Source organism: Pelomonas aquatica, from assembly GCF_026712205.1.
Taxonomy (GTDB): domain Bacteria; phylum Pseudomonadota; class Gammaproteobacteria; order Burkholderiales; family Burkholderiaceae_C; genus Pelomonas; species Pelomonas aquatica.
The window spans coordinates 172,482-186,662 of the sequence record NZ_JAPPUW010000009.1 but is presented as its reverse complement, the minus strand read 5'-3'; the positions used below and the strand labels follow the sequence as shown (position 1 = coordinate 186,662).

Below are 14,181 nucleotides of genomic sequence, written 5' to 3'. Positions count from 1 at the left end.
AACATGTCCGCTGTCGACCGACTCAAGCGCGCCGCGCGGTGGCTGATCGGCCCGCTGCTGGCCGGCTGCAGCGCCGCGCCCCGCGCCCCGGCGCCAGCACCCACGCCGGCCCCGTCGCCCGTGCCGGCGGTGGCTGCCGCACCTTCACCCTCGGCCGCCGCGGCCAGGCCCGCGCCGGGCATGCCGGCGCCGCGCGCCGTGCGCACCAACGACGAACTGCGCCGCCAGGCCGCCGAGCGCCTCGTGATGGCCAACCCCGAGCGCACCTATATGACGCCGGCGCCCGCCCATCTGCTGACCCTCGTCGTGCTTGACGTGGAGGTCAAGGCCGACGGCAGCGTGCGCAGGATCAACGTGGTCCGCGGCCCCAGGTTCGGCCCCGAGACCCTGCAGATGGCCATCGACGCCGTGAACCGCGCGGCCCCGTTCGGCGATGTGCGCCGCATGCCCGAGCCCTGGCGCTTCACCGAGACCTTCCTGTTCGACGAGGACCGCCGCTTCAAGCCGCGCAGCCTGGACTAAGGGCCGCACAATGCGGCCATGCGTTTGTTTTCCCTGCTGCTTCGCGTGCTGTTCATCGCGGCCGGTGCCATCGTCGGCCTCGGCCTGGTCCTGTTCGCCGTCGTCGCCTTCGTCGGCTTCCTGCTCGTCAGCCTGCTGACCGGGCGCAAGCCCGATCTGCAGTTCCGCGTGAACAAGAACCCCTGGGCCCGGCATGCGCCGCCGGCCGAGGATGTCGTGGACGTCGAGGTCCGCGAGGTCAGGGCCGCGGCGCCGCTGCCACCGCCGCGGCGTTGAGAAGTTCCACCGGGCCGTACCCGGTGCAGGCCGAGCCGCGGATGCTGTCGCTGTCGGCCATCACGGCCATCGAGGTCGCGCCGCTGCTCACCAGGTCTTGCGTTGCAGTTCTTCGAGGATCTCGCCGTAGATGCGGTAGCGGCTGGCGCTGATCCGCCCGGCCTCCACGGCCGCGCGCACGCCGCAGCCGGGCTCGTGGATGTGGCAGCAGTTGTGGAAGCGGCAGTCGGCATGCTCGCGCAGGTCGGGCATCCAGCGCCACAGCTCGGCGGCGTCGATCTGGCGCAGGCCGAATTCCTGGAAGCCGGGCGAGTCGATCAGCGCCGTCGTGCGGCCGTCGTCGGTCCAGTACCACTGCGTCGTCGTCGTCGTGTGGCGGCCCGAGTTCAGCGCCTGCGAGATCTCGCCGACCTGGGCCTGGGCGTCCTGCACGAGCAGGTTGATCAGCGTGCTCTTGCCGGTGCCGCTGGGGCCGAGGACGAAGGTCCGCTGCTCGGCCAGCCACGGGCCCAGCGTCGCCCGCGAGCCCTCGCGGTCGGCCTTCAGCGCCACCTCGAACATCTTCAAGCCCATTGCGCGGTAGGGCGCCAGGCGCTCGCGGGCCGCGTCGGTGCCGGGCAGGTCGGTCTTGTTCAGCGCGATGGCCGCGCGGATGCCGGCCGACTCGGCGGCGATCAGCGCGCGGCAGAGCTGGCTCTCGCTGAACACGGGCTCGACGGCGACCAGCACCAGCAGCTGGTCCAGGTTGGCCGCGAAGCTCTTGGTCTTCCACTCGTCCTGGCGGAACAGCAGATTGCGTCGCGGCTCGACGGCCTCGATGACGCCCTCGTCGGCGCTGGCCTCGGCGAAGCGCACCTGGTCGCCGACGACGGCGTCGCTCTTCTTGCCGCGCGGATGGCAGACGAAGCGCCGGCCGTCCGAGTCCTCGACGATGTAGTGGCGGCCATGGCCGCGCACGACGAGCCCCAGGTCGAGCGCGTTGAAGCGGCTCAAGCCGTGGCTTCCGGCAGCGCGCTCACCTGGGCCGCGCAGATCGCGTCGTTCAGCGTCAGCCCGCCGCGCGAATGCGTCGTCCAGCTGATCGTGCAGGCGTTGTAGCCGACGAGCATCTCGGGGTGGTGGTCCTGGGCATGCGCGATCTCGGCGACCGCGTCGACGAAGGCCATGGTCTGGTAGAAGTTGTCGAAGCCGAAGCGGCGGCCGATGACCTTGTTCTCGGCGTCAGCCAGCCAGCCGGGCAGGGCGGCCAGCACGCGGGCGCGCGTGTCGGCGTCCATCAAGGGGGCCTTGGGGTCGCATTGGGCGAGGAGCAGTTCGTTCATGAGGCGAGTGCGGCAAGCCTCTCAGCGGCCGGCGGGTGCGAGTAGTAGAAGCGGGCGTAGACCGGGTCGGGCGTCAGCGTGCCGGCGTTGTCCTCGTGCAGCTTCAGCAGCGCCGAGGACAGGTAGTGGCCGCTGGCCTGGGCGCGGGCATAGGCGTCGGCCTGGAATTCGTCGCGGCGCGAGAAGTGGCTGGCCAGCGGCGTCACGAAGAAGCCGAATACCGGGCCGGCCAGCAGGAAGAGCAGCAGGGCCAGCGCGTCGTTCGGCGCGCCCAGCGAGGGCTGCACGCCCAGGCCCAGGTAGAAGGCCGGCTGCCGGGCCAGCCAGCCCAGCAGCGCGAAGCCGGCCAGGCTGAGCGCGAAGCCCAGCGCGATGCGCTTGGTGATGTGGCGGTGCTTGAAATGGCCCAGCTCGTGGGCCAGCACGGCCTCGACCTCGGCGCCGTCGAGCTTGGCCAGCAGCGTGTCGAAGAACACCACGCGCTTGGCCGGCCCGAAGCCGCTGAAGTAGGCATTGCCGTGCGCCGAGCGGCGGCTGCCGTCCATGACGAACAGGCCCTTGGCCGCGAAGCCGCAGCGCGCCATCAGCCGCTCGACGCGCTCCTTCAGCGCCAGGTCGGTCAGCGGCTCGAACTTGTTGAACAGCGGCGCGATGAGGCTGGGGTAGAGCACCATGACGAGCAGTTGGAAGCCCATCCAAGCGCCCCAGGCCCACAGCCACCAGCGCGGGCCGGCGGCGCCCATCAGCCACAGGATCAGCGCGACGATGGGCAGGCCGAGCAGCACGCCCACGAGCAGGCCCTTGGCCATGTCGGCGAAATACAGGCGCAGCGTCGTGCGGTTGAAGCCGAAGGCCTGCTCGATGCGGAAGGTGGACCACAGCTCCCAGGGCAGGTCCAACAGCGAGCTGGCCAGCATGAAGGCGGCGACCAGGCCGAACTGGTAGCCCATGGCCTGCCAACCGGCAGGCAGCGCCTGGCTGGCGTCCAGCAACCAGCCGTTCAGCGCGTTCAGGCCGCCCAGCAGCGTCCAGCCCAGCAGCACGGCCGCGTTGAAGGCCAGGGCCAGCAGGCCGAAGCGGCTGCGGGCGATGGTGTAGTCGGCGGCCTTCTGGTGGGCCGCGAGCGTCACGCTGTCGGCAAAGGCCGCCGGCACCTGGCCCCGGTGGGCGGCGACATGGCGGATCTGCCGCGAAGACAGCCAGAACTTGACGAGGGTCGAGGCCGCGAGCGCGACGGCGAACGCGAGGGACAACAGCATGGGGGACATGGGTCAAATTTTAGGCTGCGAGAATCGGCGGCCTTTCTGATTGAGCCCACCATGTCCGACACCCTCGCCATCAGCGACAGCAACCTGATCTGGATCGACCTCGAGATGACCGGTCTGTATCCCGACAAGGACCGCATCATCGAGATCGCCGTCGTCGTCACTGATGCCAACCTTGAAAAGCGCGTCGAAGGCCCCGTCTTCGCCGTGCACCAGAGCGATGCGACGCTGGACGGCATGGACGCCTGGAACAAGGGCACCCACGGCAAGAGCGGCCTGATCGACCGCGTGAAGGTTTCCACCATCTCGGAGGCCGAGGCCGCCGCCCAGACCATCGCCTTCCTGAAAGCTTACGTGCCCAAGGGCAAGAGCCCGATGTGCGGCAACAGCATCTGCCAGGACCGCCGCTTCCTCGCCAACTACATGCCCGAGCTGGAAGACTTCTTCCACTACCGCAACCTCGACGTGTCCACGCTGAAGGAACTGGCCAAGCGCTGGAAGCCGGCCGCGCTGGAAGGCTTCAAGAAGGCCCAGGCCCACACGGCGCTGGCGGACATCCACGAGTCCATCGACGAGCTGATCCACTACCGCGGCAACTTCCTGAACCTGGCATGACGATGCGTGCCGTCCTCGTTGTTGCGCTGCTGGCTTTGGCCGGCTCGACCCGCGCGGCCGAACCTGCGGCCAGTGCGCCGCGGCTGATCCAGAAGCTCGTACGCAGCACCGACCAGCGGCGCGACTGGGAGCTGGCCTACACGCTGCGCGACCACCAGCTCAGCCTGCGCTGCGTCAAGTCCATGACCGGTCGCTGCGGCGTGCGCGTCGCCGACGCACCGCGGGCCGACGCGCCCGACACCGAACTGCATGTCGAGTGGATCGGCGTGCCCGTCGGCAGCACGGTCGACCGCCGGCTCACCGGCCAGGCCTATGCGTTGTGCTTCCGGCCCGACGTGGGCGACGACAAGGCCTGCGAGCCGCTGTCCGCGCTGACCCCGTTCTGAAGTCATGAGGCCCCCACGCTCACTGCGTTCGCTGCCCCCCGAGGGGGCGTGTCAGCGGTTTCGGGCGGCCGTGCACCGCTGACCGGCCGCGTGCTGCACGCCGCCTTCGACTTCCCCCGCCACCCGCTGGCCCGCGAGGACGGCGAACGCGTGCGCGGCTGCTGGTCCGCGCCGCCCGCACGCTGGCTGCGGGCGACGCGCTTGGACGAGGTGCGGGCCGTCATCGACCAGGCCGAGGCCGCCGCCCGCGCCGGCGCCTGGGTGCTGGGCGGCCTGCGCTACGAGGCGGCATCGGCCTTCGACGCCGTGCTGGCCACGCGCGTGGCCACGGCGCCGCTGGCCGAGTTCGCCGTCTACGAGAGGGCACCGGAACCCTGGCCCGAGCTGCCGCGCGCCTACACCGGCCTGCTCGGCTGGCACGATACCGAGCCCGATGCGAGCGCCGCCATCGAGCGCATCCGCGACTACATCCGTGCCGGCGACTGCTACCAGGTCAACCTGACCACGCGGCTGCACGCGGCCACGGCTGAGCTGGATGCCGAACAGCTCTTCCTGGCGCTGCATGCCAGCCAGCCGGGCGGCTTCAGCCTGTTCCTGCGCGAGGCGGGCGCGGCCAGCGTGTCGCCCGAGCTGTTCTTCGACTGGCGCCCCGTGCCGGGCGCCAAGGCGAGCTGGCTGCTGGCCGCCCAGCCGATGAAGGGCACGGCACCGCGCGGGCGCGACCGCGTCGACGACGAGGCGGCGCAGCAGCATCTGCGCACCAGCGAGAAGGAGCGCGCCGAGAATTTGATGATCGTGGACCTGCTGCGCAACGACCTGAGCCGCGTCGCGCAACTGGGCACGGTGCGCGTGCCACGTCTCTTCGAGCTGCACGCGCTGCCGACGGTCTGGCAGATGACGTCCACGGTCACGGCCGTCAGCCGCGCCGGGCTGACACTGGCCGACGCCTTCGCGGCGCTCTTCCCCTGCGGCTCGGTCACCGGCGCGCCCAAGGTGCGGGCGATGCAGATCATCCGCGAGCTGGAAGCCACGGCGCGCGGCTGGTATTGCGGCGCGCTGGGCCTGATCCAGCCCGGCGGCGTGGCGACCTTCAACGTGCCCATCCGCACCGTCGAATTCCGCGACGGCGGGCTGGTCTGCGGCCTGGGCAGCGCGATCACGCTGGACAGCGAGCCGGCGGCCGAGATCGCCGAGTGGCGGGCCAAGTCGCGCTTCCTGGCGCGCGCCGAGGCGCCCGTCGAGGCGCTGGAGACGCTGCGGCTGGAGGCCGGCGTGGCCGTCCGCGCCGAGGCCCACCTCGCGCGCATGCAGCGCACGGCGCGGCACTTCGGTCTGCGCTTCTCGGCGGCCGAGGCGCGGGCCTGTCTGGGCGCCGTCGCGGCCGGGCAGCCCGACGGCAGCTGGCGCCTGCGACTGAGCTGCGATGCCGACGGCCGCCTGTCGCACACGCTGGCGGCCTTCACGCCGACGCCCGTGCCGGTGCGGCTCGCGCTGGCCGACAAGCCCATCGCGACGCGCGGCCCGGGCGCCGAGTTCCTGGCTCACAAGACGACGCGCCGCGAGGCCTATGCCGGCTTCGACAAGCCCGCCGGCGCCTTCGACGTGATGCTGTGGAACGAGGCCGGCGAGCTGACCGAGTGCAGCTTCGGCAACCTCGCCGTGCAGATCGACGGCCGCTGGCTGACGCCGCCGCTTGCCGCCGGCTTGCTGCCCGGCGTGCTGCGCGCCGAGCTGCTGGCCCAGGGCCGCATCCACGAAGCCCGCCTGACGCGCGACGATCTGGCCCGGGCTTCGGCGCTGGCCTTCTTCAACAGCCTGCGCGGCTGGCTGCCAGCGACGCTGGCCCTTGCGTGAAAACCCTAATCGGTCTACAATCGCAGCTTCGCCTGGGTTCAACCCCAGGAGTTACACGTCTCCTCTGACCTCGTTCGATCATTCGAAATCGGACTCCGAACACGGATCGGTCGGCGGCGATGAAGCCGTCGCTTTGACTGACTGTTCCCCCGCGCCGCACCCGGGCTGATGTATTTGCCCGAGCCGCACGACGCGAGCTGATCTATCTCCCAGCGACTTTTGATGATTCCGAAGGGCTTTTGACGCCCCTCGGCGCTGCGCGTTTGCCTGCGCGGCGTGACCCTGAACGAAAGAACGAACGATGAGTTTCGAGACCCTGGGCCTGAGCCCCGCCGTGCTGCAAGCCGTCAAGGACGCCGGCTACGAGAACGCCACCGACGTGCAGGCCCAAGCCATTCCCGCGGCCATTGCGAACAAGGACCTGATGGTCTCTTCGCGCACCGGCTCGGGCAAGACCGCCGCCTTCATCCTGCCGGCGCTGGAAAAGATCCTGGCCGCCCGCGGCGACAACACCAAGCGCCGCGAAAAGGGCGTCATCTACGGCCCGCGCGTGCTGGTGCTGGCCCCCACGCGTGAGCTGGCGATGCAGGTTGCCAAGGCCGCGCAGACCTATGGCCGTCACATCCCCGGCCTGAAGGTCGCGACCGTGCTGGGCGGCATGCCCTACCCGCTGCAGATCCGCCAGCTGACCGGCCCGCTGGACATCCTGATCGCCACGCCCGGCCGCCTGCTGGACCACCTGGCCAGCGGCAAGTGCGTGCTGAGCAATGTCGAGATGCTGGTGCTGGACGAAGCCGACCGCATGCTGGACATGGGCTTCATCGACGACATCAACGTCGTCACCAGCCACACGCCCGACACCAAGCAGACCGTGATGTTCAGCGCCACGTTTGCCGGCCACGTCGGCCGCCTGGCGCAGCAGTTGCTGAAGGACCCGCAGCGCATCGAGGTGGCTTCGCACACCGACACGCACGAGAACATCGAGCAGCGCCTGCACTGGGCCGACAACCCCCACCACAAGGACCAGCTGCTGGAAGCCATCCTGGCCACGCCCGAGCTGGAGCAGGCCGTCGTCTTCACCAGCACGCAGCGCGACGCCGACTGGCTGGCCGAGCGCCTGGCCGAGATCGGCCATGCCGTCGCCCCGCTGCACGGCGCCATGCCGCAAGGCAAGCGCAACCGCGTGCTGATGGGCCTGCGCCGCGGTGACCTGAAGGTGCTGGTGGCCACCGACGTCGCCGCCCGCGGCATCGACGTGCCGACGATCAGCCACGTCATCAACTACGGCCTGCCGATGAAGGCCGAGGACTATGTGCACCGCATCGGCCGCACGGGCCGTGCCGGCCGCTCGGGCCTCGCGATCACGCTGGGCCTGCGCGAGGACGTCGGCATGATCCGCCGCATCCAGCAGTTCACGACGCAGACCATTCCCGTGGGCCACGTCGCCGGCCTGGAGCCCAAGACGCAGGAACCGCGCATCTTCCCGCCGCGCCCCGCCGGCAGCTTTGACGACCGCGGCCCGCGTGGCAACTTCGGTGGCCGCCCCGGCTTCGGCAACAAGAGCTTCCGCCGCGACGACAACGGCGGCCGTCCGCATCACGGCGGTGGCAAGCCCTTCGGTCACGGTGGCGACCGCGGCTTCCAGCCCCGTGAAGACCGTGGTTTCGCCCCGCGTGGCGAAGGTCAGGGCTTCCAGCCGCGTGGCGACAACCGTGGCTTCCAACCGCGTGAAGACCGTGGCTTCCAGAACCGTGACGGCTTCCAGCCGCGCGGCGAGTTCCAGCCCCGTGACGACCGTGGCTTCCAGCCGCGTGGCGACCGCCCGTTCCACGGCGGTGGCAAGCCGGCGTTCGGCGCCAAGCCCAGCTTCGGTGGCGGTGGTGACCGCCCGTCCTTTGGCAGCGAGCGCCGCGGCCCCGGCGGCCCGCGCAAGGGCGGCTTCGGCCGCTGATTGGTGATGAATCGCGTGCATCTGCACGCGATGACTCCTGCCGATCTCGACGCCGTACTGGCGCTGCAACAGCGCTGCTACGGCGTCGACTTTTTGGAGCGTCGCGAAGCCTTCGCGGTCAAGCTGGCCGTGACCGAGGGGCTGGATTGCTGCTGGATGGTTCGCCGGGACGGCGCGCCGCTGGCCTATGCCGTCAGCCTGCCGGTCTGCGAGGCGACGCTGCCGGCGCTGGATGCGCCGCGCTGCGAGCGCCCGCCGAAGCCGACGCTGCTCTATCTGCACGACATGGCCGTGGCGCCCGAGGCCCGCTCGCTGGGCCTGGCCGCGCGCCTGCTGGAGCGGCTGCGCGAACGCGCGCGGGCGCTGGGCCTGGCGCGCATGGGCCTCGTGGCCGTGCAGGGCTCGGTGCCCTGCTGGCAGCGTCAGGGCTTTGCCGAGCCCGCCGTGATGTCGGAAAGCCTGGTCGCCAAGCTCGCTAGCTTTGGTGACCAGGCCCGGTTCCTGACCTGCGATCAGTAGCCCGCGGTGAAGCGGCCGCGGCGGTGCTGCGGCGACTCGATCTCGTTGACGATGGCGGCGGCCAGGTCGGTCACCGTGATGCGGCTCTCGCCCTGGGCGTCGAACACCGGCGCCTCGCCGCCGAGGCGGAACTTGCCGCTGCGCTCGCCGGGCTCCAGATGCATGGCGGGCGACACGAAGGTCCAGTCCAGCGTGCTCTGGTCGGCGCGCAGGCGGTTCAGCGCCTCGCGGGCGGCCAGCGCGCCCTGCTTCCATTCGGCCGGGAACTGCGGCGAGTCGACGAGTTGCTGGCCGCCGATGAACAGGCTGCCCGCGCCGCCCACGACCAGCAGGCGCACGCCGGCATCGCGTGTGGCGGCGGCGATCGCGTCGCTGCCACGCAGGAAGTCGTCGTGCAGATTGGGGTTGCCCCAGCCGGCGTTGAAGGCGCTGACGACGGCGTCCACGCCCTGCAGCTCAGCCGCGAGCTTGGGCGTGGCCAGCACGTCCACCGAGCGCACCTCCAGGCCGGGGCGGGCGGCCAGCTTGGTGGCGTCGCGCTGCAGCGCGCGCACCTGGTGGCCGCGGCTCAGCAGTTCTTCCAGCAGGGCCTTGCCGACAAAGCCGGTGGCGCCGATCAGGGCGATGTTCATGGGGCTCTCCATCATCAGGGTTTCGATGTCCTGATTGTTTGTGCTTCACAATGGATTGATAAGACGCGTTCGAACGCGAACACTGTTTAGAAAAACTTCATGCTCGACCAGCTCAAACGCATGGCGGTGCTTGCCGCCGTGGTGCGCCACGGCAGCTTTGCCGCGGCGGCCCGGCAGCTGCGCACCAGCACCTCGGCCGTCAGCCAGCAGGTGAGGGCGCTGGAGAAGGACATGGGCGTCACGCTGCTGCACCGCTCCACGCGCAAGCTCAGCCTGACGCCGGCCGGCGAGCGCTTCCACGCCGGCTGCGCGGCCATGGTGGCCGCCGCCGAGGCCGCCCAGGCCCAGCTCGCGCAGCTGCGCGACGCGCCGGAGGGCGAGCTGCGCATCGCGATGACGGTCGGCTTCGGCCGCCAGGCGGGGCCGGCGCTGGCGCCGCTGCTGGCGGCGCATCCGAGGCTGCGCCTGCATCTGCAGGTGGAGGACGGCTTCACCGACCTCGTCGCCCACCGCATCGACCTCGCCATCCGCTTCGGTCGCCTGCCGGACAGCAGCTGGGTGGCCCAGCGCATCGGCAGCCTGCACACCGGCCTCTATGCCGCGCCGGCCTATCTCGCGCAGCGCGGCGTGCCGGCCACGCCGGACGCGCTGCGCCAGGCCGACTGGCTGATGCTGCAGGACGGCACCGACACCGCGCGCCGCCTGCCGGGCTCGGACCTGAGCGTCACGCCGCGCTACACCAGCAACAACCAGCTGACGCTGCAGCAGCTCTGCGAGGCCGGCCTCGGCCTGGCGCCGCTGGGCGACGAGGACGTGGCCGAGGCCGTCGCCGCCGGCCGCCTGCTGCGCGTGGACACCGAGCTGGTCCTGCCCGAGCTGCCCGTCTGGGCGCTGACGCCGCAGCGGGACGCCCAGCCGGCCAAGGTGCGCCATGCCATCGCCGCGCTGAAGGCGCATCTGGCGGAGGCGCGATGACGCGGGGCCGGCTCACGCAATGGGACGACGCCAAGGGCTATGGCTTCATCACGCCCGACGACGGCACGCCCAGGCTCTTCGTCCACATCCAGGCCTTCGGCCCGCGGCCCCAGCGGCCCTTCGTCGGCGAGCGGCTCGGCTACCGCGAGGGCCGCGACGCCCAGGGCAAGCGCCGCGCCCAGCACGTGCGCAGCCTGGAGCCCAGGCCCATGTCCCCGATGCCGAAGGCGCGCGACCACGGCCGCGTGCTGTTGCTGGTGCCGGGCTTCGCGGCTTTCGTGCTGGCCTGCCATCTGCTGTGGGGCGTGCCGAATCCGGTCTGGGGCGTCTACTCGGCCATGAGCATGGCGACCTTCATCGTCTACGCGCTGGACAAGCGGGCCGCGCGGCTCGGCGGCTGGCGCGTGGCCGAGAACACGCTGCACGGCCTGGCCCTGCTCTGCGGCTGGCCGGGCGCGCTGCTCGCCCAGGAGCTGCTGCGCCACAAGAGCGCCAAGCCGGCTTTTCGCCGCCTCTTCTGGCTGACCGTGGTGCTGAATGTGCTGGGCTTTGCGCTGCTGTTCACGCCGCTGCGCGAGTGGGCGGTGCGGCGGCCGTTCTAGAAAACGAACTCGCCAAGGCCCTCGATGCTCAGCCTGCCGTGCGCGGGGCCGCTGATCACATGCAGCCCGCCCCAGGCGCCCGTCGTCACGACGGTGCCGGGCGCGATTTGGTGGCCATTGCGCGTCGCATGCCTGAACCAGGCCGGCAGCACGCCGGCCGGATCGGCCAGCGAATGCCCGCCGCGGCGCACCACGTCGGGCTGGCCGGGCAGCGCGAGGCGCCATTCCAGATGCGCCCAGTCCAGCGTCTGGAAAGGCTGCCAGGGGCCCAGCAGCAGGCCGGCATTGGATTGGAAGTCGGCCATGCGCAGCAGCGCGGGGGCGTCCAGGCCTTCGGCCCAGCGCGAGGCCACCAACTCGACGGGGATGCACATGGCCTCGGGCCGGCCATTGGCGTCGACGCGCAGCGCCACCTCGGCCTCCACGCCCAGCAGGGCCGTGCCGGCGACCGGGGCCACCGACGAATGGCTGAACGGCCCCTGCGGGCCGGCAACGCCCGACTTCCATCGGTTCGGCGGCCAGCCCAGCGCGGCGGCGACGCCGTCCTGCACGGCATAGGCATCGGCCTCGTCGCGCACGGCGTGCACCCCGTCCGCGGCGCTCAGCAGCCTGCCGCCGCGGTGGCTGGCGGCCAGCGCCTGGATCAGGGCCATGATCGGCGTTGGGGCGGGGGCAGGGCTCATGGGTGGTCCGGTTGTGGGGCGCCAGTGTCGGCGATGGCCGGCGCCGCTTGAAGTTGCGATGTAACGGGCGGCCTTTGAGAATGCGCCACCTTGATGCCCCCTCGCAGACCCTCCGTGCCCAAGGCCGCTGCCATCGCCCGCCGGGCCGTCGTTGCGCTGTTGATGCCCTTGGCCGTTCTCGCGGCACCCGGTGCCCCCATGAAGCAGACATTCCCCGCCTACCCGACAGAACCGAAAAGCCCCGACGAGACCGTGTCGGTCGACACGATGCTGCGGCCCGATGGCGAGCGCCGGTTCACGCTGCACTCGACCCAGGCCCAGCGCGATGGCGCGGCGCAGCAGCGGGTCGTGGACGAGCGGGGCGACGCGCCCCAGGTCCATTCGCCCAGTGCGCTGTTCGACGCGCTGTTCGCGATGGCCGTCGACGACGCGCGGCTGAACAGCGTCGACGAGATCCGCGACGCGGCCTACAACGGCGGCCGGCCCATCGCCTGCCGCTGCTTCCAGACCGGCGAGTTCTGGCATTACGTCTGGACGCGCGACCTCGCCTACGCCACGGACCTGGGCCTGGCCTGGTTCGACCCGCAGCGCAGCGCGACCTCGCTGCTGTTCAAGACCAGCGGCTGGCGCGCCGGCCTGGCCACCGTGCCGGGCCTGCCGGCCGGCAGCACCCAGATCGTGCAGGACACGGGTTCGGGCGGCAGCTGGCCGGTCAGCACGGACCGGGTGAGCTGGGCCTGGGCCGCGCGTAGCGTGCTGGACAACCTCGACGGGCCAGAGCGCAAGGCCTTTGCCGCGCAGGCCCGGGCGTCCCTGCAGGGCACCGTCGAAGCCGACCGGCTCGCCGCCTTCGACGCCGCCTCGGGCCTGTACGGCGGCGAGCAGTCCTTCCTCGACTGGCGCGTGCAGAGCTATGCGCCCTGGATCACCGACCAGCTGGCGCGCATGGCCGGCTCGCGTGCGCTGTCGACCAATGTGTCGCACTACCAGGCGCTGCGCCTGCTGGCCCAGTTGTTCGCGGCCGAGGGCGATGCCGCCACGGCGGCGCGTTATGCCGGCTGGGCCGACCAGCTGCAGGCGGCGATCGACCGCGTGTTCTGGCTCGAGGACGAGCGGCAGTACGCCAGCCTGACCAGCGACGACGCCCGGCCGATCGCGCTGCACAAATTCGATCTGCTCGGCACGGCGCTGGCGGTGCTCAGCGGCGTGGCGCCGCCGCAGCGGGCCGCGCAGGCGCTGGCCCGCTACCCGCATGCACCCTTCGGTGCGCCGGTGATCGCGCCGCAGCAGCCGGGCGTGCCGGTCTATCACAACCGTGCGATCTGGCCCTTCGTCAGCGCCTATGCGCTGCGCGCCGCCGCGCACGTCGGCAACAGCGCCGTCGCCGGGCATGCCTTCGACTCGCTGTTCCGCGCCGCGGCGCTGAACCTGTCGAACATGGAGAACCTCGAATGGCTGACCGCCCGGCCGCGCTTCGACGACGGGCCGGTCATCAATTCGCGGCGGCAGCTGTGGTCGGTGGGCGCCTATCTGAGCGCCGTCGCCGAGAGCGTCTTCGGCTGGCAGGTGGGCGGCGACGGGCTGCGCATCGCGCCCTTCCTGACCACGGCCTCGCGGCGCGCGCTGGGCGACGGCGAGCAGGCTCGCCTGTCCGGCCTGCGCTGGCGCGGCCACCGCGTGGAGATCGTGCTGGCCCTGCCGCCGCTGCCCGCGGCCGGCGCCGGCCCGGCGCATTACCCGGTCCGGCAGGTCCTGCTGAACGGGCGCGTCGTGAGCGGCGTGATCGGCGCGCAGCAACTGTTGCCCGGGCTCAATCGCATCGAGGTCGGCTTCGCGGCGGCCGAGCCCGGCGACGTGCGCATCACGCAGGTTGCCAGCGTCGACCCGCTGGATCGCAACGAGGCACGCGTGTTCGCGCCGGATGCACCGCGCCAGCTCTCGATCGCGGCCGAGGCCGACGGCGGCGTGGCCCTGCGCTTCGAGGCGCCGACGAGCCGCGAGGCGCTGCGGTTCAACATCTATCGCGACGGCCGCCTGCTCGCCGCCGACCTGCGGCAGACCCGCTGGACCGACCGCTCCGCCCAGCCGGGCGTGGTCCATGTCTACGCGGTCGAGGCCGTCGGCGCCGGGTCCGGCCACCGCTCCCATCTCAGCGAGCCGGTGCGCCTGGAGGCCGGCGCGCTGCAGCGGCTTGCGCCGGGCGACTGGTTCGTCCGCGAGGCTGATGGACCCGTCGGCCTCGAACTGCTCTACGACAACCATGCCCACGAGACCCAGACCGGCGTGACCAATGCGGTCAAGATCCTGCGCGTGCTCGACACCCAGGGGCAGGAGGTGGCGCGGGGCGTCGTCCAGATGCCGCATGTCGAACCGCGCGACGGCGGGCATCCGACGCGGCTGTCGACGATGCTCAGGGTCGCGCTGCCGGCGGGGCGCTACCGCGCCGAGCTGCTCGACTTCTTCAACATGAGCTATCTGCAGTCCAACGCCAGCTATGGCGGCCCCGGCGGCAGCGGCGGCGCGTTGAATGCCGCACGCATCGAACTGCTGCAGGTGCTCACGCTGCCCGGCGACTGAGC

At 71.5% G+C, this 14,181-nt stretch carries 15 protein-coding genes; 10 read left to right on the top strand and 5 right to left on the bottom strand.

The annotated features are described in order from the left end of the window. Positions 1–3: 3 nt before the first annotated feature. Both NYP07_RS11940 and NYP07_RS11935 read left to right on the top strand, forming a co-directional pair. Positions 4–522 carry a hypothetical protein gene (locus NYP07_RS11940; protein ID WP_268150672.1) on the top strand — a complete coding sequence of 173 codons (519 nt, stop codon included), beginning with the start codon at positions 4–6 and terminating at the stop codon, positions 520–522. 18 nt (positions 523–540) lie between these two features. Further along, the gene (locus NYP07_RS11935; protein ID WP_268150670.1) at positions 541–798 is read left to right on the top strand and encodes a hypothetical protein; all 258 of its coding nucleotides are present in this window, start codon (positions 541–543) and stop codon (positions 796–798) included. A gap of 87 nt (positions 799–885) precedes the next feature. On the opposite strand, the gene rsgA is transcribed toward NYP07_RS11935, so the two are convergent. The 3 genes from rsgA to NYP07_RS11920 are packed head-to-tail and all read right to left on the bottom strand — an operon-like array spanning position 886 to position 3,388. After that, positions 886–1,830: a ribosome small subunit-dependent GTPase A gene (gene rsgA / locus NYP07_RS11930; protein WP_378989935.1), complete on the bottom strand. Its 945-nt coding sequence runs from the start codon at positions 1,828–1,830 to the stop codon at positions 886–888. After that, positions 1,788–2,120, bottom strand: a complete 333-nt coding sequence (locus NYP07_RS11925; protein WP_268150666.1) for a 4a-hydroxytetrahydrobiopterin dehydratase — start codon at positions 2,118–2,120, stop codon at positions 1,788–1,790. Before NYP07_RS11925 ends, rsgA begins: the two co-directional genes overlap by 43 nt. Then, a complete protein-coding gene (locus tag NYP07_RS11920; protein ID WP_268150664.1) occupies positions 2,117–3,388 on the bottom strand; it encodes a M48 family metallopeptidase in 1,272 nt (423 codons plus the stop codon). Before NYP07_RS11920 ends, NYP07_RS11925 begins: the two co-directional genes overlap by 4 nt. A 51-nt stretch (positions 3,389–3,439) precedes the next feature. Here NYP07_RS11920 and orn point away from each other — a divergent pair, with 51 nt between their 5' ends. From orn to NYP07_RS11895, 5 genes are all read left to right on the top strand, one after another. Continuing rightward, the gene (gene orn, locus NYP07_RS11915) at positions 3,440–4,000 is read left to right on the top strand and encodes an oligoribonuclease (protein WP_268150662.1); all 561 of its coding nucleotides are present in this window, start codon (positions 3,440–3,442) and stop codon (positions 3,998–4,000) included. 2 nt (positions 4,001–4,002) lie between these two features. Continuing rightward, the gene (locus NYP07_RS11910) at positions 4,003–4,386 is read left to right on the top strand and encodes a hypothetical protein (RefSeq protein WP_268150660.1); all 384 of its coding nucleotides are present in this window, start codon (positions 4,003–4,005) and stop codon (positions 4,384–4,386) included. A 48-nt stretch (positions 4,387–4,434) separates the two neighbouring features. Next, positions 4,435–6,240, top strand: a complete 1,806-nt coding sequence (locus NYP07_RS11905) for a bifunctional anthranilate synthase component I family protein/class IV aminotransferase (protein WP_268150658.1) — start codon at positions 4,435–4,437, stop codon at positions 6,238–6,240. A gap of 301 nt (positions 6,241–6,541) precedes the next feature. Beyond that, positions 6,542–8,191 carry a DEAD/DEAH box helicase gene (locus NYP07_RS11900; RefSeq protein ID WP_268150656.1) on the top strand — a complete coding sequence of 550 codons (1,650 nt, stop codon included), beginning with the start codon at positions 6,542–6,544 and terminating at the stop codon, positions 8,189–8,191. Positions 8,192–8,221: 30 nt separating this feature from the next. Further along, positions 8,222–8,710 carry a GNAT family N-acetyltransferase gene (locus tag NYP07_RS11895; RefSeq protein ID WP_268150654.1) on the top strand — a complete coding sequence of 163 codons (489 nt, stop codon included), beginning with the start codon at positions 8,222–8,224 and terminating at the stop codon, positions 8,708–8,710. Here NYP07_RS11895 and NYP07_RS11890 read toward each other — a convergent pair. After that, a complete protein-coding gene (locus NYP07_RS11890) occupies positions 8,704–9,342 on the bottom strand; it encodes an NAD(P)-dependent oxidoreductase (RefSeq protein ID WP_268150652.1) in 639 nt (212 codons plus the stop codon). The genes NYP07_RS11895 and NYP07_RS11890 overlap by 7 nt on opposite strands. Positions 9,343–9,441: 99 nt before the next feature. Between NYP07_RS11890 and NYP07_RS11885 the strand changes: the two genes are divergently transcribed. Further along, complete coding sequence (locus NYP07_RS11885; RefSeq protein WP_268150650.1) at positions 9,442–10,317, top strand: LysR family transcriptional regulator; 876 nt, start codon at positions 9,442–9,444, stop codon at positions 10,315–10,317. Then, positions 10,314–10,919 carry a cold shock and DUF1294 domain-containing protein gene (locus NYP07_RS11880; protein ID WP_268150648.1) on the top strand — a complete coding sequence of 202 codons (606 nt, stop codon included), beginning with the start codon at positions 10,314–10,316 and terminating at the stop codon, positions 10,917–10,919. Before NYP07_RS11885 ends, NYP07_RS11880 begins: the two co-directional genes overlap by 4 nt. Here the strand turns inward: NYP07_RS11880 and NYP07_RS11875 are convergent. Further along, a complete protein-coding gene (locus tag NYP07_RS11875; protein WP_268150646.1) occupies positions 10,916–11,602 on the bottom strand; it encodes a hypothetical protein in 687 nt (228 codons plus the stop codon). The genes NYP07_RS11880 and NYP07_RS11875 overlap by 4 nt on opposite strands. Before the next feature lie 198 nt (positions 11,603–11,800). Between NYP07_RS11875 and NYP07_RS11870 the strand changes: the two genes are divergently transcribed. Then, complete coding sequence (locus NYP07_RS11870; protein ID WP_268150644.1) at positions 11,801–14,179, top strand: glucosidase family protein; 2,379 nt, start codon at positions 11,801–11,803, stop codon at positions 14,177–14,179. Positions 14,180–14,181 lie beyond the last annotated feature (2 nt).